Raw genomic sequence first — 15,266 nt, forward strand, 5'->3', positions numbered from 1 at the left:
GACGCCGACGCGTCGCGGCTCAGGGGCTCCTCGATCCGGCTCCCGCCGTCGTCGCGTCCTCGCTTCGCTGCGGGCGCTCCTCCGTTGGTTCACCGGCGCCCCCTCGCGGGGGACGTGGACGAGGTTCGACCGGTCGTCTCGGCCACCGCTCGGTGCGTAGGGGGCCCGGGTATCAACCGGTGCGCCTTGCGATGGCTAGCCGCCTCATGTCGACGACCGGCCGAACCTCACGAACACGGGCCCTTCACCCCCCGGGTCCGTGCCCATGACAAGAGAGTGACCCACCGCGTTAAACGTCGAATCAACAACCGATCGCCGGGTTATCCACAGGCTGTGGAGGATCAGGTTGTGGATATGTGGAAAAACCCCTCGGCGATCAGTGGACGGAGGCTCTCGGGGGCCTTTTCCAGCAGGTCATCGGGGTTCTCACCGGTCAGGTCGGCGATGGCGGCGAGCAGGGGAGCCAGTGGATAGTCCCCGTCGCAGACGCTCGCGAGGGCCGCTTCGACCGTGCCCACCTGGGTGCTTCTGCACAGCCCCGACGTCTGCCGGAGCACGATCGTGGAGGGGTCCTCGGCGCCGGGCGGGCCGGTCCGCTCCTCCACCACCCCCTCGGCCACCACCAGGCGCGCCGCGAGCAGTTCGGCGTCGGTCAGCCGGTGCGCGGCGGCGACCGAGCCGAGCACCCCGTCCACGTAGGCGCCCACCGGGAGTTCGACCCGCCCGGCGTACTCCTCCACCCGCACCACCGGATCCAGGCTGCCGGAGTCGTGCAGGGTGATCCAGCCGAAGCCGATCCCCGTGACGCCCGCCTCCTCGAACCAGCCGAGCCACTCGTCGTACAGCTCGTGGTAGCGGGGGGTGCCCTGCTCGGCGGCGTCGCGCAGCCACAGCTCGACGTACTCGGCCGGGTCCTGGACGTCCCGCTGCACCGCCCAGCCGTCGCAGCCGGTCCCGGTCAGCCAGCCGCCGACCCGGTCGCGCCAGTCCTCCCCCTCGACGTGCAGCCAGTTAGCCAGCAGCTGGCAGGTGCCGCCGGGGTTGAGGTGGCGGGGCGCCAGCCGTACCAGGTCCCGGCAGAAGCCGTCCGCCTGGAACCCGGACTCGCGGTAGGTGAACCGGCCGCCGGGGGAGATCACGAAGGGCGGGTTGGAGACGACCAGGTCGAAGCGCTCCCCCTCGACCGGATCGAACAGCGAGCCCTCGCGGGCGTCCACGTCCTCGATCCCGGACAGCGCCCAGCTCAGCCGGGCCAGCTCCAGCGCCCGGGGGTTGACGTCGGTGGCGACGATCTCCCGTGCCCGGCCGGCCAGGGGCAGCACCTGCACGCCGCAGCCGGTGCCCAGGTCGAGGGCGCGCTCGACCGGCCGGCGGGACGCGAGCTGGGCCAGGTTCGCCGACGCGCCGCCCGCGCCGACCACGTGGTCGGCGCGCAGCGCCGGGTCGCCGGGCCGGACCTTCCGGTCGGAGACGACGTAGCCGCCGCCGTCCCACGGCTGCAGGTGGACCGTCGCGACGATCCGGTCCCCGTCGGCGGCCACCAGGCCCGCGGCGGCCAGCTCGGCCGCGGGGAGCCCCTCGGGCGCCTCCACCGGGACGCCGAGCCACCACAGCCGGATCAGCGCGGCGAGCGGATCGCCGGCGCGGGTGGCGCGCAGGGCGGGGACGAGCTCCTCCCGGGCCAGGGCGGTGGCGGCCGTGTCGCCGAGCCGGGCGCGCACACCGTCGATGGTGTAGCCGGAGGCGAGCAGAAGCTCACGGAGCCGGTTCAGCGTGTCCTTCGTCGCCGTCATCGTCGTCCCACCAGTCTCTCGACACTCATGGCGACAAACCTGACACAGATCGGCGTAAGGCACCTGCAAGCGGCTCTCAAGTGTCAAGGTGTACTTCTTCGGGTAGCCGCCATATCCGTCCCCTAAGGACACGTCATGTTGATCCCCTGCTTGGCCTGTGAGTCCCGTTTCCGCCCCGATGAGTACTTTCGTGCCTGCCACGACTATCACCGGGGCATGGATCTGGTCTCCTGGACCTGCCCTCGCTGCGGGAACCGTGACGAGTTGCGGGTCCTGCCCGGAGAGCTCGGGTTCGGCTATCCCCGGCACGGCCGGTTCGACGTCAGCGACCGGGTGCGCGTGCCCGGCCTGCAGCGGCGGCGTCAGGACATGAGGCTGGACATCTCCCTCGACCAGAATGTCTGGCGCGTCCCCACCCGGTTGCGCCAGCTCGCGGGAGCACGCTGAGACCGGTCCCGGCGCCGGGTCGTGGACCCGGCGCCAGTCCTCGCGGCCAGTCCCGCGACTAGTCCCGTGACTAGTCCTCGTGGCGGCGCAGGCTCTGCCAGGCGGCTTCGCACAGGCCGGAGATCTCCTCCGGCGTGGGCTGGTGCGCCCCGGCGAACCACAGGCGGCACATCTCCATGGCCGGGCCGAGCCAGAGCACGTAGCACATCGTGGGGTGGACGGGCTGGAGCAGGCCGGCCTTCATGTGCGGCCGCCACCAGTCGGAGACCTGGCGGAAGAAGGCCCGGCGCGACTCCGAGACTTCCACGCCCCCCGGCTCGTCCCGCTTGGGCGGGCGCTCGCTGATCAGCAGGTGGGCCCGCTCGCGGTGCTCGCCGCACCAGTTCATGTGCAGGGCCACGATCGCCTCGATGCCCTCGCGCGCGCCCTCGTGGCGGCGCAGCTCGGTGATGAAGGCGTCCTGGTACATGTTCAGCGTGTCGGCGTAGAGCACGCCGAAGACGTGTTCCTTGCTGGCGAAGTGGTGGTAGAAGCTGCCGACGCTGACCCCGCTCTCCTCCCGGAGGCTGGCCAGAGTGGTCGCCGAGACACCGTCCTGACTGAATCGGCGCAGGGCTCCCTCGACGATCCGGGTCCGGCCGTCGCGTCCGTTCTTGGCACTCTTCACGAGGTCAATGGTGGAGCAACAGAACCTTGTTCCGCAAATGAGCCGACACACCTCAGGCGGGGTTGATCATAGCGGAGACCTCGACGGTGCCGGAAGCGGCCCTCATCGCGGCCTCCGGCCACTCCCTGCGGATCATCGCCAGCACCTTGCGGTTGCCGCCGAGCACGTCCATCCCCACGCTCCGCGCCCCGCCCGCCGCCGCGCGCCGCAGCAGCCTGCGCACCAGCCGCGACCCGAGCCCGCGACCCTGCCAGTCGTCGGTCACCACGACCGCGATCTCGACGTCGGACTCCCCGCCCCGGAAGCTCATCGCGTGCCCGACCACGGTGTCCCCGTACACCGCCAGCAGGACGTCGCGCCGCTCGTCCACCGCGAGCATGGTGCGCACCAGGCTCTCGGCCGGTCGGCCGACCCCGGTGAAGAACCGCAACGTCTGCGTGTGCAGCGACAGCCCGCCGAGGAAGCGGCGCAGCCGCTCCCCGTCATCCATGCGCGCCGGGCGGATCTCGACGCCGTCGCCCGGCAGGACCCGCACCGGATCACGGCGGGGTGGTGCCAGCTGGGTTCGTATCATGGACTCAGAGTCTCGGAAAGGGCTGAGTATGTCAAGTAGACTTAGCCGCGTTGGAGGTGACGCCATGGCCACTTACGATGCGGGCATGAGTAAGGCGAGCCTCGGCAACGTGCCCTTCCGGGTGGACAACTGCTCGATCGAGCGCACGCTGGGCGTCGTGGGCGAGAAATGGACGTTCCTGGTGCTGCGCGAGGCCTTCAGCGGAGTACGCCGCTTCGCCGACATGCAGGCCGCCACGGGCGCGCCCAGGCAGGTGCTGAGCGCCCGGCTCACCCGGTTGGTGGAGGAGGGCCTGCTGCGCAAGGTCCCCTACCGCGAGCCCGGCCAGCGCCAGCGCGACGAGTACCGGCTGACGGAGATGGGCAGGGACCTCTATCCGATCATGGTGGCGCTGATGCACTGGGGCGACCGGTACCTGTCCGAGCCCGACGGCCCGCCGGTGCTGCTGACCCATCGCGGCTGCGGCGCCCTCATCGAGCAGCGATTCCGGTGCGCGGACGGCCACGAGGTCGCCGGCCCCCTGGAGGTCACCCCGCTGCCGGGCCCCGGCGCGTCGGTCACCCCGGAAGCGCGCGCAGGCATCGGCGGAAGCTGAGCACCGAGACCAGCCCCGCGCCGCCGAGCAGGACCGCGACCGCCGAGGTCCGCACGATCAGGTACGTCTCCGTGGACTGGCTGAGCAGCAGCCAGAGGGTCAGCCCGGCGTTGAGGAGCTGGGCGCCGCCCCACAGCACCGACAGCCGGACGTAGAAGCGGCGCATGAGCGGGTGCTCGTGCAGGTGGCCGGGGAGCGGCACCAGGTCGGCCGCCACCCGCTGGATCAGGGGCCGCCGGAGCGGCGCGGTGAGCAGGAAGCCCATGCTCGCGCAGAACACGCCCAGGCACTCGGGCAGGAAGAACAGCACCGCGTTGCCGTTCAGGGCGGCCACCACGGCGCGGACCGTGATGGCCCCGGCCGCCAGCAGCATCATCCCGGAGACCGCCTCGCGCCGCACCAGCCGCCACGCCACCCGGCCGTAGACCCATGCCGTGGCCGCCGCGAGCCCGCCGTACAGGCCGGTGAACACCATCGCGACGTAGCAGACCACGACCGGGAGGATCATCCCCTCCAGCACCCGGGGTGCCGCGTGCCTGAGCACCGCTTTCAGCGAGATCGGCGCCAGGGCCGAACGGACGGGGGGAAGTGCCGGAGCCATGGGGGGCGAGTGGAGCAGGGTCATGGGGTGGCGGCTCCGCGGGTCGGGGACGGGTCTCAGCGACCGTACGGGATGCCCGAAGTGTCCGGCGGCGTTTCCCGAATTTCGGTGATCGGGACGGCCACGGGACAGCCGTCACCGGACGGCGCCGAGACCGGGGACGGGCTCCGCCCGTGGCCGGAGGACGGGGCGGTCGGTGCGGTGCCTACCCTTGGGAGCGTGTACCGGTTCCTGCTGACTCCTCGATGGATCGCGCTCCACGTCGTGGTCCTGCTGGTCATCCCCGCCTTCGTGTTCCTGGGCCAGTGGCAATTCGGGCGCTTCGAGGAGCGCTCGGCCAGCAGCGAGCAGATCACCGCCAACCTGGAGGCGCCGGCGGTGCCGGTGAACCGGCTCACCACGGCCGGCGGCACCGTGCGCACGCAGGACAAGTACCGGACGGTGACGGCCACCGGCGTCTTCGACCCGGCCCACCAGCTGCTCGTACGGCGCCGCGTGCAGGACAAGGCCGTCGGCTTCTACGTGCTCACCCCGCTGACCACCGGCTCCGGCGAGGCCGTGCTGGTGAACCGGGGCTGGGTGAAGGCCGGCGCCACCGCCGACGCCATGCCCGAGGTGCCGGCGCCGAGCACGGGTGAGGTAACTGTCACCGGGAGGCTACGTCCCTCCGAGACCGAGGAGTCCTCGGGCATCCGCGACCGCCCCGGGCTGCCCGCCGGGCAGGTGCTGCTGATCAACACGGAGTCGATCGGGAAGGGCCTGCCGTACCGGCTGCTGGGCGGGTACGTCGACCTGGTCGAGCAGTCCCCGGCCGCCGCCGCCGCGCCCGCGCCGGTGCCCGCCCCGGACGTCTCCGAGGGCGGCGGGCTGAACCTGGCGTACGGCGTGCAGTGGTGGCTGTTCATCGGGGTCGCGATCGGCGGGTGGGCGCTGCTGATCCGCCGGGAGGCCGCCGACCTGCGGGCCGAGGCCGCCAAGAAGCGCGCGGAGCCCCGTGAGGAGCCCCGCCGGGAGCCCGGGGAAGCCGGAGAACCCAAGAAGCCCGAGGAGCCGAAGGAGCCCGTGGAGGCCTGACCCCGCCGGCCCCGGGGCGTCAGGTCGTCGCCAGCCCCAGGCCGAGCATGACCGCCACGGCGAGCACGAACCCGCCCGTCCCGTCGATCCTGGCCCGCGCCGGCAGCACCTCGTACGGCCGCCCGCGCCACAGCGGGTACGGCTCCAGCAGGACGTACAGGAACGACCCGCCGGTCAGGAACATCCACGTCCAGGCGGGACGGCTGGCGTAGCGGTGGTCGCGGCGGGTGAGCATGAGCAGCCAGGCCAGCACCTCGGCCGCCACCGCCACCGGCGCGAACGGCTGCCACCACCGCCCGTAGGCCGGCGAGCCCGTGAACACCGCAGGCCCCCGGAAACCCCTGCCGCCGTCGGTCCGCACGATCTCGACCGAAGGCCCGGCCGCGGCCCGGACGCGGGCCATGAAGGCCTCCTGGCGCCGTTCGAGGGCCTCGGGGATCAGCCGGGTGGTGACGGGGTCCCAGACGTCGCCGGGCTGGTCGAACTTCGCCTGGCTCCAGGAGAGCGGGCCGCTCGACCACGTCAGGGAGCCGTAGGCGGGCCAGTTGCCGTCGTAGACCACCCTGGTCACGGTCCCGGCCCGCAGGTCGCCGATGAGCTCCTCGGCGTCCCGCAGGGCCGGGTTCTGGTTCAGGTGCACGATCACGGTCGACAGCGCCAGAACGAACAGCAGCGCGAGACGCGCGCCGTACGGCACCGCTCCCCGCACCGGAACAACCGCTTGCACCTGTACTCCCGCTCCCCCGTGACGCCGGCTTCCGCCAGGCTACGGCGCGTGGCGCGCCCTGTAGAACGCGCCCATAGAACCAGGGCGGCGGTTCGGCCGCCGTAAAGAGATCGGCCCCGCCGGAACGACATCTCCTGGGCAAGACTGATATTCCGGTTTTATCGGGGTAGGGAGCGTCCCCAGGACCCGCAGCGGGCGGCACCCTCACCGCGGGTCCGCGCCCCGGGGTCGCCTCCCTATCCCCCCTCCGGTGTCTCCGGGGCGCATCCGGCATCAACACGAGACCAAGCGGCTTGTCCAGTGTTATGCCAGCCCCGTACCGTTAATCGCGTGACGACGCCGCTGCTCCCCGACCCCGAGCCAAGGCGGCGGGACTATGTGATCATCTCTGCCGACGATCACCTGATCGAGCCGCCCGACATGTTCGAGGGACGGCTCCCCGAGAAATACGCCGACCTCGCTCCCAAGGTGGTCGAGACCGAGTCCGGCCATCAGGTCTGGCGGTACGGCGGAGCGACCTACCCGTGCGCCGGGCTCGACGTCGGCGCCGGGCTCCCCCGCGAGCAGTGGACGCTCGACCCGGTCCGGTTCGAGCACATGCGCCCCGGCTGCCACGACATCGAGGCCCGGATCCAGGACATGGACCGGGGCGGCGTCTGGGCGGCGCTGTGCTTCCCCGGGATGCTGGCCGGGGAGGCCGGCATGGTCTTCGCCAGGACCCGCGACCAGGACCTCGGCCTGGCCGTGCTGCGGGCGTGGAACGACTGGCACGTCGAGGTCTGGGCGGGCACCTACCCCGAGCGGATCATCGCCCTGCAGCTGCCGTGGCTGACCGACCCGGAGATCGCCGCCAAGGAGATCCGCGACAACGCCTCGCGGGGCTTCAAGGCCGTGCTCTTCCCCGAGTTCCCCTCCCGCCTGCGCCTGCCCTCGATCCACAGCGACCACTGGGACCCGTTCTTCCGGGCCTGCGAGGAGACCGGCACGGTCGTGTGCCTGCACGCCGGGAGCGGGTCCTGGGTCCCCGTGCCGTCCAAGGACACCCCGGTCGAGGCGATCACCACGCTCATGCCGGCCAGCGCCATGTTCGCCTGCGCCGACTGGCTCTGGTCGGGCGTGCCGCTGCGCTTCCCCGCGCTCCGGATCCTGATCGTGGAGGGCGGCGTGGGCTGGCTGCCGATGCTGGCCGAGCGCGCCGACTACGCGCTGGACCACCCCGTCGCCGGGGAGGCGCCCTGGGAGGGCGGCCTGAAGCCCAGCGAGGTCCTGCGCCGCAACTTCTTCTTCGGGACGCTCAACGACCACGCCCTGTCGGGCGTTCGCCTGGCCGTCGGCCTGGAGCACGTCCTGCTGGAGAGCGGTTACCCCCACTCCGACTCCACCTGGCCCGACACCCAGGAGTCCATCACCCGGAACATGGGCAACCTGCCGCCCGCCGACATCGCCCGGGTGGCCTACGGCAACGCCGCCCGCCTGTTCGGCCACCCGCTGCCCTCGCGCGCCTGGCTCAGGATGGAGGAGCTGTGACTCCCGGCGGGACCCTCCGGCGGCGCGACGGCTCCGGCCCGCGCCCGCCTCAGGAGAGGGTGGCCGGGATGCGCCTGCGCTCCCAGTCGACGTAGCGCCCGCTCTCACCGAGCAGCGAGGTCATCAGCCACAGGAAGACCCCGAAGTCGTCGACCACCCCGGCCAGGAGCAGGAACTCCGGGATCACGTCCACCGGCGAGAGCATGTAGAGCACGCCGAGGCCCATCATGGCCAGCCTGCCCTTGCCCATGCCGGGATACGTCCCGTTCATCACCCCGCTCAGCAGCCGGGGGATCGCCCGCAGCCTGGCGCCGATGCCCGGCGACCCCGGCCTCGCCACTTCCCTGTACGCCCGCCAGGCCTGAGCCGCCCGTGCCGCCTTCGCCATGGAACCCCTCCTCGGGAGCACGCTCGTCCGGCCGTGTCCCCTACCCGGCCTCAACACGATATAACGCGTGCCTCCCCCGCCGAGTTCCATCCGTACCCAGTACCCTTCCGCGGGACCGCGGGCATGGAGAGGGCGCCGGTACGGCGGGGCCGCCCGGCGCCTTCGGGCGGCGCTCAGCCCGCGTCGGGGGCCAGGTCGCGTACGGCCTGCGTGATCGGCACCTCGCCGCCGGGGATGGGGGCGAGCACCGGGGTGTCGAGGCCGTTGTCGACGTACTCCCGGATCCTGGCCCGGCAGGTGGCCGCGTCGCCGTGCACGATGAGGGAGTCGACCACCTCGTCGGGGATGGCCTTCAGGGCCGCCTGACGGTCTCCGGCCGCCCAGGCCTCGTGCATCGGACGCAGCACCTCGCCGCGTCCCAGCCAGTCGTGGAAGGCCGCGTACACCGGCACGGTCAGATAGCTGGCGAGCATCCACCGGCCCAGCTCCCGGACCTTGTCGGCGTCCTCGCTGACGCACACGAACAGCCGGGCGATCAGCTCGGTGTCCGGGCCGATCTCGGCGCGGACCTTCCGGACGTCCTGCGGGGAGAGCCAGTTGGTGATCGCGCCGTCGGCCTCCTCGGCGGCCAGGTGGAGCATCCGGGGCCGCAGGGCGGCGAGGACGATCTTCGGCTGGACCTTGGGGGCGTGCTCCAGCTTGAAGCCCTTGACCTCGAACGTCTCGTACTTCTCGGTGACCTTCTCGCCGGCCAGGGCCTTCTTCAGGAAGCGCAGCGTGTCGCGGGTCCGGGAGAAGGGCTTGACGAACTCCCCGGCGTTCCAGCGCTCGACGATGGCCGGGGAGGAGGACCCGATGCCCAGGACGAAGCGGTCGGGGGCCAGGTCGGCGAGGGTGGCGGCCGACATGGCGAGCAGGGCGGGACCCCGGGTGGAGACCGGGACGATCGCGCTGCCCAGGCGCAGGCCCGGCGCCCACTCGGAGGCCAGCGCGAGGGGCGTGAAGCCGTCGACGCCGTTGACCTCGGCCGACCAGACGTCGGTGTAGCCGAGCCCGGGCAGCTCGGCCACCAGCTCCTTCGAGCGGGCCAGTGAGCGGTCGTAGAAGGGGACCGTCATCCCCCAGCGTGCACCCGTCGCCATCGTGCTGCCTCCCATGGTCCCTCGTCGGTCCCTCGCCCGGGACTCCAGATTTCCAGAACGAGATTCTGGTGTAGCTTGCCGCACCCACCCGGGGAGGCGTCAACACACCGACCATACCAACCGGACGGTATGTTGCGGGAGACGGTCTCCCCGCCCCGTGGCGATCGGAGACCCCGGCGGCCCGCGCTCAGGAGCGGAGCTCGTGCACCCCGGCGATGAAGTCCCGTGCGATGCCCCGCAGGCCCGGCAGGTGGGAGAGCCCGACCAGCCGGTCGACCAGCGGCACGGTCAGCTCGATGAGCCGGTAGGTCTTGCGGCACCCCTCGGAGGTGTCGTGCACCCAGAACAGGACCACGCCCATCGACAGCAGCCAGAGCAACTCGGGCAGCTCCGCCCGCAGCTCGGCGTCCATCCGGTCGGTGCAACCCTCCACGACCCGGCGGTAGATCGCGATGGACGACTCCCGCGCGGGCGACGACTCGACGCTGAACGGGCTGAGCGGGTTGGTCGGCTCGGCCGCGTGCTTGAAGAACTTCACCGCGAACTCGTGGTACGGCTCGGAGACCCGCACCCACTCGCGCAGGACCCCGCCCAGGCGTCCGGCGAAGGAGCGCTCGGTGGCCAGCAGACCCTCGCACGCCGCCTCGTGCTCGGCCTGCGCCCGGTCGTAGTAGGCCTGGATCAGCGCCTCCTTGGAGGCGAAGTAGTAGTAGGCGTTGCCCACCGAGACGCCCGCCTCGGCCGCGATGGCCCGCATCGTGGTCGCCTCGTACCCCCGCTCGCGGAACAGCCGCAGGGCGGTCTCCACGATGATCTCTCGGGTCCTTTCAGATCCCCGGTTCTTCTGAATCGGCGCGGCCACGTTCGTCACTGTACGGCGGATGGCCGGGTTAGGTCATCGCGGCTCATCGTGATCGGCATCACAGCACAAAAATCATGCCGTGAGAGGAGTCGGCCGGTTTGGACCGTGGGGATTGCTCCTGTCGGCGGAAGGGCGAACCGCGACAGGGATGAGGAAATGAGAACACTCCCTCGTACACACCGGACGGGCCGGCCGGATGCCGGGACCCGCACGCCGGGACGCGGCGCCTGCGCACGGGCGGCCGTCGCCGCCGGGGCCCTGCTGGTCCTGCAGGCCTCCTTCGTCACGCTCCTGCCGGGGCCCGCGACCGCGGCCGACCGCCCCGCACGCCTCGACCACGACCAGGCCGTCAAACGGCTGAAACGGGCCGGCCTGAGCTGGACGTCGTCCGGGGGGTGCGCCGACCGCCGGAACCCGCGGTGCACCTCCTTCGACGCGTTACGGGTCGTCAGCCTGAGAAAGGTGATCAAACTCAAACGCCGCAGCGGCTGCCCGATCACCCTGACCGGCGGCACCGAGACGGGTCACGAGCACGGCCGCTACAGCCACTACACCGGCTACAAGCTGGACATCGCGCTCAACGGATGCGTCGACCGCCACATCACCCGGAGGTATCCCTTCCACGGCCTGCGCGACGACGGCGCACGGCTCTACCGCGCCCCGGGCGCGCTGTACGCCCGCACGTCGGACCACTGGGACATCCTGCTGCGCTGAGGCCGTCCCGGAGCCGTCCTGAGGCTCCGGGACACGACCGCGCCCCGGCGCGCCGTACGGGCGGCACCGGGGCGCGACCGGGGCCGTGCGGCGCCGGGCGCCGCACGGCCGTGATGACGTGATCCCGCGGGGTCTAGCCCGCGAACTCCGCCGCGACCAGCTCGGCGATCTCCGCGGCGTTGAGGGCGGCGCCCTTGCGGAGGTTGTCGCCGCAGACGAACAGGTCGAGCGTGTTCGGGAAGTCGAGCGCCTGGCGGATCCGGCCCACGTAGGTCGGGTCGGTGCCCACGACGTCCGCCGGGGTCGGGAAGACGCCGTTGGCCGGGTCGTCCATGACGACGACGGTCGGGGCGGCCTCCAGGATCCGGTGGGCGTCGGCGACGGTGATCTCGCGCTCGAAGGTCGCGTGCACGGCCAGCGAGTGCGTGGTGATCACCGGGACGCGGACGCAGGTCGCCGAGACCTTCAGGTCGTCGATCCCGAGGATCTTGCGGGACTCGTTGCGGAGCTTGATCTCCTCGGAGGCCCAGCCGCCGTCCTTGAGCGAGCCCGCCCACGGCACGACGTTGAAGGCCAGCGGCGCCGGGAACGGCGACTCGTCCTCGCCCAGCTTGTTCTGGATCGCCTTGCGCACGTCACCGGCGGTCTGCCCGACCGTACGGTCGCCCGCCAGCGCCTCGACCTCGTCGTAGAGGCGGGCCGAACCGGCCACGCCCGCGCCGGAGGCCGCCTGGTAGGAGGCGACGACCAGCTCGCGCAGGCCGTACTCCTCGTGCAGCGCGCCCATCGCCGCCATCATCGACAGCGTGGTGCAGTTGGGGGTGGAGATGATGTTCCGCGGCCGGTTGCGCGCGGCCTCGGGGTTGACCTCCGGCACGACCAGCGGCACGTCCGGGTCCATCCGGAAGGTGCCGGACTTGTCGATGACGACCGCGCCCCGCTCGGCGGCGATCGGCACCCAGGTCGCGGAGACCTCGTCGGGCACGTCGAAGATCGCGATGTCGACGCCGTCGAAGACCTCGGGGGTCAGCTCCTGGACGACCACGTCCTCGCCGCGGACCTGCAGGACCTTGCCCGCGGAACGGGCGGAGGCGACGAGCTTGATCTCGCCGTAGACGTCCTCACGGCTGGAGATGATGTCGCGCATGACGGTGCCCACGGCACCGGTCGCGCCGATAAGGGCAAGGGTGGGCTTGCGAGCGCTCATCGCCCGGTACCTCCGTAGACAACGGCCTCAACCTGGTCTGCGTCGAGATCGAACGCGCGGTGCGCGGCGCTGACGGCCGCGTCGACCTCGTCCTGCCCGACGATCACCGAGATGCGGATCTCCGAGGTGGAGATCATCTCGATGTTCACCCCCGCGTCGGCGAGGGCGGCGAAGAAGGTGGCGGTGACACCGGGGTGCGAGCGCATGCCCGCACCGATCAGGGACACCTTCCCGATCTGGTCGTCGAACTGCAGCGATTCGAAGCCGATGCGGTCCTGGACCTTCTTCAGCGCGGACAGGGCCGTGGGGCCGTCGCTCGTCGGAAGGGTGAAGGAGATGTCCGTCCGGCCGGTCGCCGCCGCCGACACGTTCTGAACGATCATGTCGATGTTGATCTCGGCGTCCGCCAGCGTTTTGAAGATCGTGGCAGCCTCGCCGACCTTGTCGGGAACCCCGACAACGGTGATCTTGGCCTCGCTCCGGTCGTGCGCGACGCCGGAGATGATCGGCTGCTCCATCTCTGTTCCCTCACTGTCGGGGTCGGAGACGACCCACGTGCCTTCCTTGGTGCTGAACGAGCTTCTGACGTGGATCGGAAGGTCGAACCTGCGGGCGTACTCGACGCAGCGCAGGTGCAGGATCTTCGATCCGCAGGCCGCCATCTCCATCATCTCCTCGTAGGAGATTCTGTCGATCTTGCGGGCGGCCGGCACGACGCGCGGGTCGGCGGTGAAGACGCCGTCCACGTCGGTGTAGATCTCACACACGTCGGCTTCCAGTGCGGCCGCCAGCGCGACCGCGGTGGTGTCCGAGCCGCCCCGGCCCAGCGTGGTGATGTCCTTGGTGTTCTGCGAGACCCCCTGGAACCCGGCCACGATCGCGATGTGCCCGAGGTCGACGGCCTCGCGGAGCCGCCCGGGCGTGACGTCGATGATCCGCGCCTTGCCGTGGGTGGAGTCGGTGATGACGCCGGCCTGGGAACCGGTGAACGAACGGGCCTCGTGGCCCAGGTTCGCGATCGCCATCGCCAGCAGCGCCATGGAGATGCGCTCGCCGGCGGTCAGCAGCATGTCGAGCTCACGGCCCGGGGGCAGCGGCGACACCTGCTGGGCCAGGTCCAGCAGCTCGTCGGTGGTGTCACCCATCGCGGAGACGACCACCACGACGTCGTTGCCGGCTTTTTTCGTCGCGACGATCCGCTGCGCGACCCGCTTGATGCAGGACGCGTCGGCGACGGACGAACCACCGTACTTCTGAACAACGAGCGCCACGAGATGTCTCCGAAGCAATCTAGGGCTGTGGAGTCATCAGTCTACTGGGGGACCGATATGGTCCCTCTGGTGTAGACCACTATGTGGACGATCACACCGTCGTGCGCTCTTCGGCCACGTCCAGGCGGGTGTGGGCGACGAGCGCCTGCAACGCCCGCATCGCCGCTCCGGCGTGGTTGCCCCAGGTGTTGAAGTAGGAGTACTGCCACCACCACAGGGCCTCCAGCGGGCGGCCCGCCCGATAGTGCCGCAGCCCGTGGTTGAGGTCGGCGGCCACCGCGCTGAGGTCGTCCGACAGGCGGTACGGCGTGACCGAGGTGTCCTTGTAGGGATCGAACACCTCGGCGTAGTCGTCGACCGGGCCCAGCCGCTCGGCCAGGGCCGTGCGCAGCGGGTCGACGTCGGGGTCCTCGCTCAGGTGCGGCTCCCAGTTGCCGGACAGGATCACGTCCTGACTGGCGCCGAGCTGCGCACCGGCCGAGCTGACCTGGGCGACCTCCACCAGCAGCAGCGGCAGGATGGCGTCGCCACCCTCGCCACCGGCCAGCCGGGTCAGGCCGTCGAGGTAGTTCTGCGCGTGCACCGCGATCCGGTCCGCGAACGCGCCCCATTCATCAGACATCCAGCAGCCTCCGTCCTTCGAACGCGCGGCCCAAGGTGACCTCGTCGGCGTACTCGAGATCACCGCCTACCGGCAGACCGCTGGCCAGTCGTGTGACTTTCAAACCCATCGGTTTCACCAGACGGGCGAGATAGGTCGCCGTCGCCTCGCCCTCCAGGTTGGGATCGGTGGCGAGGATCAGCTCCGTCACCTGGCCGTCGGCCAGGCGCGTCATCAGCTCCCGGATGCGCAGATCGTCGGGGCCCACGCCGTCGATGGGGCTGATCGCCCCGCCCAGGACGTGGTAGCGGCCGCGGAACTCCCGCGTCTTCTCGATCGCCACGACGTCCTTGGGCTCCTCGACGACGCAGATCACATGGAGGTCGCGCCGGGTGTCACGGCAGATCCGGCACTCCTCCTCGGCCGCCACGTTCCCGCAGATCCGGCAGAAGCGGACCTTCTCCTTGACCTCCAGGAGCGCGTGCGCGAGCCGTTTGACGTCGGTCGGCTCCGCGGCCAGCAGGTGGAACGCGATTCGCTGCGCGCTCTTGGGACCGACGCCGGGCAGCATGCCCAACTCGTCGATCAGGTTCTGGACGACCCCTTCGTACATGGCTCAGAGCCCGGGAAGCTGGCCGAGTCCGCCTCCGCCGCCCAGACCCTGGGCCAGCGGGCCGAGCTTCTCCTGCTGCAGGTCGGCCGCGGCCCGCACGGCGTCCCTGATCGCCGCGATGACCAGGTCGGCGATGGTGTCGGCCGTCTCCTGCGGGTCGCCGGGGTCGACGGCCTCCGCGCTGATCTTCAGTTCGAGCAGTTCGCCTCCGCCGTTGACCGTGGCCACGACCAGACCGCCGCCCGCCGAGCCCTCGATCTCCGCATCGTTCAGCTCCTGCTGGGCGCTCACGAGCTGCTGCTGCATGAGCTGTGCCTGCTCCAGCAGCTGCTGGAGGTTGACATCCCCTGGGTTCACCGTCGTGCGCTCCTCGTCCGTGACGTCAGTCGCAACCGAGCCTACGGGGTCGGGGCCGCATCGTGCACCGGCCCGGGTACGTGTTCCCGACGGCTTCCGCGATGAC

General features: G+C 71.2%; 18 protein-coding genes. 5 read left to right on the top strand and 13 right to left on the bottom strand.

What is annotated here, in order from left to right; genetic code table 11:
- Positions 1-341 precede the first annotated feature (341 nt).
- The gene (locus Psi01_RS18445) at positions 342-1,793 is read right to left on the bottom strand and encodes a DUF7059 domain-containing protein (protein ID WP_204065263.1); all 1,452 of its coding nucleotides are present in this window, start codon (positions 1,791-1,793) and stop codon (positions 342-344) included.
- Between the two features lie 216 nt (positions 1,794-2,009).
- On the opposite strand from Psi01_RS18445, the gene Psi01_RS18450 reads away from it, so the two are divergent.
- Positions 2,010-2,240, top strand: coding sequence for a hypothetical protein (locus tag Psi01_RS18450; RefSeq protein WP_239127815.1), 231 nt, complete (start codon positions 2,010-2,012; stop codon positions 2,238-2,240).
- 70 nt (positions 2,241-2,310) lie between these two features.
- Here the strand turns inward: Psi01_RS18450 and Psi01_RS18455 are convergent, their stop codons facing one another.
- Together Psi01_RS18455 and Psi01_RS18460 are read right to left on the bottom strand one after the other, a co-directional pair.
- Entirely contained in the window at positions 2,311-2,907 is a 597-nt protein-coding gene (locus Psi01_RS18455; RefSeq protein WP_204065265.1) for a TetR/AcrR family transcriptional regulator, read from the bottom strand.
- Positions 2,908-2,959: 52 nt separating this feature from the next.
- On the bottom strand, positions 2,960-3,481 hold the full coding sequence (locus Psi01_RS18460; RefSeq protein ID WP_204065266.1) for a GNAT family N-acetyltransferase: 522 nt from the start codon (positions 3,479-3,481) through the stop codon (positions 2,960-2,962).
- A gap of 85 nt (positions 3,482-3,566) precedes the next feature.
- Here Psi01_RS18460 and Psi01_RS18465 point away from each other — a divergent pair, with 85 nt between their 5' ends.
- Complete coding sequence (locus tag Psi01_RS18465) at positions 3,567-4,076, top strand: winged helix-turn-helix transcriptional regulator (protein WP_239127816.1); 510 nt, start codon at positions 3,567-3,569, stop codon at positions 4,074-4,076.
- Here the strand turns inward: Psi01_RS18465 and Psi01_RS18470 are convergent.
- On the bottom strand, positions 4,039-4,677 hold the full coding sequence (locus Psi01_RS18470) for a VC0807 family protein (RefSeq protein ID WP_239127817.1): 639 nt from the start codon (positions 4,675-4,677) through the stop codon (positions 4,039-4,041). The two genes, Psi01_RS18465 and Psi01_RS18470, sit on opposite strands and share 38 nt — an antisense overlap.
- A 219-nt stretch (positions 4,678-4,896) precedes the next feature.
- Here Psi01_RS18470 and Psi01_RS18475 point away from each other — a divergent pair, with 219 nt between their 5' ends.
- A complete protein-coding gene (locus Psi01_RS18475) occupies positions 4,897-5,751 on the top strand; it encodes an SURF1 family cytochrome oxidase biogenesis protein (protein WP_239127818.1) in 855 nt (284 codons plus the stop codon).
- A gap of 19 nt (positions 5,752-5,770) precedes the next feature.
- On the opposite strand, the gene Psi01_RS18480 is transcribed toward Psi01_RS18475, so the two are convergent.
- Positions 5,771-6,478 (bottom strand): hypothetical protein, encoded by a 708-nt coding sequence (locus Psi01_RS18480; RefSeq protein WP_204065270.1) that lies wholly within the window; start codon positions 6,476-6,478, stop codon positions 5,771-5,773.
- Positions 6,479-6,808: 330 nt separating this feature from the next.
- On the opposite strand from Psi01_RS18480, the gene Psi01_RS18485 reads away from it, so the two are divergent.
- On the top strand, positions 6,809-8,005 hold the full coding sequence (locus Psi01_RS18485) for an amidohydrolase family protein (RefSeq protein WP_239127819.1): 1,197 nt from the start codon (positions 6,809-6,811) through the stop codon (positions 8,003-8,005).
- A gap of 49 nt (positions 8,006-8,054) precedes the next feature.
- Here the strand turns inward: Psi01_RS18485 and Psi01_RS18490 are convergent, their stop codons facing one another.
- From Psi01_RS18490 to Psi01_RS18500, 3 genes are all read right to left on the bottom strand, one after another.
- Complete coding sequence (locus Psi01_RS18490; protein ID WP_204065271.1) at positions 8,055-8,393, bottom strand: YkvA family protein; 339 nt, start codon at positions 8,391-8,393, stop codon at positions 8,055-8,057.
- A gap of 173 nt (positions 8,394-8,566) precedes the next feature.
- Complete coding sequence (locus Psi01_RS18495; protein ID WP_204065272.1) at positions 8,567-9,535, bottom strand: LLM class F420-dependent oxidoreductase; 969 nt, start codon at positions 9,533-9,535, stop codon at positions 8,567-8,569.
- A 187-nt stretch (positions 9,536-9,722) separates the two neighbouring features.
- The gene (locus tag Psi01_RS18500; RefSeq protein ID WP_239127820.1) at positions 9,723-10,397 is read right to left on the bottom strand and encodes a TetR/AcrR family transcriptional regulator; all 675 of its coding nucleotides are present in this window, start codon (positions 10,395-10,397) and stop codon (positions 9,723-9,725) included.
- Positions 10,398-10,553: 156 nt separating this feature from the next.
- Here Psi01_RS18500 and Psi01_RS18505 point away from each other — a divergent pair, with 156 nt between their 5' ends.
- The gene (locus Psi01_RS18505; RefSeq protein WP_204065273.1) at positions 10,554-11,111 is read left to right on the top strand and encodes a hypothetical protein; all 558 of its coding nucleotides are present in this window, start codon (positions 10,554-10,556) and stop codon (positions 11,109-11,111) included.
- A 133-nt stretch (positions 11,112-11,244) separates the two neighbouring features.
- Here Psi01_RS18505 and Psi01_RS18510 read toward each other — a convergent pair whose 3' ends face one another.
- The 5 genes from Psi01_RS18510 to Psi01_RS18530 all read right to left on the bottom strand — a co-directional run bounded on the left by Psi01_RS18510 (position 11,245) and on the right by Psi01_RS18530 (position 15,160).
- Positions 11,245-12,318, bottom strand: coding sequence for an aspartate-semialdehyde dehydrogenase (locus Psi01_RS18510; RefSeq protein WP_204065274.1), 1,074 nt, complete (start codon positions 12,316-12,318; stop codon positions 11,245-11,247).
- Positions 12,315-13,589 carry an aspartate kinase gene (locus Psi01_RS18515; RefSeq protein WP_204065275.1) on the bottom strand — a complete coding sequence of 425 codons (1,275 nt, stop codon included), beginning with the start codon at positions 13,587-13,589 and terminating at the stop codon, positions 12,315-12,317. Before Psi01_RS18515 ends, Psi01_RS18510 begins: the two co-directional genes overlap by 4 nt.
- Before the next feature lie 91 nt (positions 13,590-13,680).
- Complete coding sequence (locus tag Psi01_RS18520) at positions 13,681-14,211, bottom strand: DUF5063 domain-containing protein (RefSeq protein WP_203872623.1); 531 nt, start codon at positions 14,209-14,211, stop codon at positions 13,681-13,683.
- Positions 14,204-14,803: a recombination mediator RecR gene (gene recR / locus Psi01_RS18525; protein WP_203872622.1), complete on the bottom strand. Its 600-nt coding sequence runs from the start codon at positions 14,801-14,803 to the stop codon at positions 14,204-14,206. The genes Psi01_RS18520 and recR overlap by 8 nt, the downstream gene beginning before the upstream one ends.
- A gap of 3 nt (positions 14,804-14,806) precedes the next feature.
- Positions 14,807-15,160: a YbaB/EbfC family nucleoid-associated protein gene (locus tag Psi01_RS18530; protein WP_203872621.1), complete on the bottom strand. Its 354-nt coding sequence runs from the start codon at positions 15,158-15,160 to the stop codon at positions 14,807-14,809.
- Between the last annotated feature and the right edge of the window lie 106 nt (positions 15,161-15,266).

The organism is Paraplanobispora siamensis (assembly GCF_016863175.1).
In the GTDB taxonomy this organism is placed as follows: domain Bacteria; phylum Actinomycetota; class Actinomycetes; order Streptosporangiales; family Streptosporangiaceae; genus Planobispora; species Planobispora siamensis.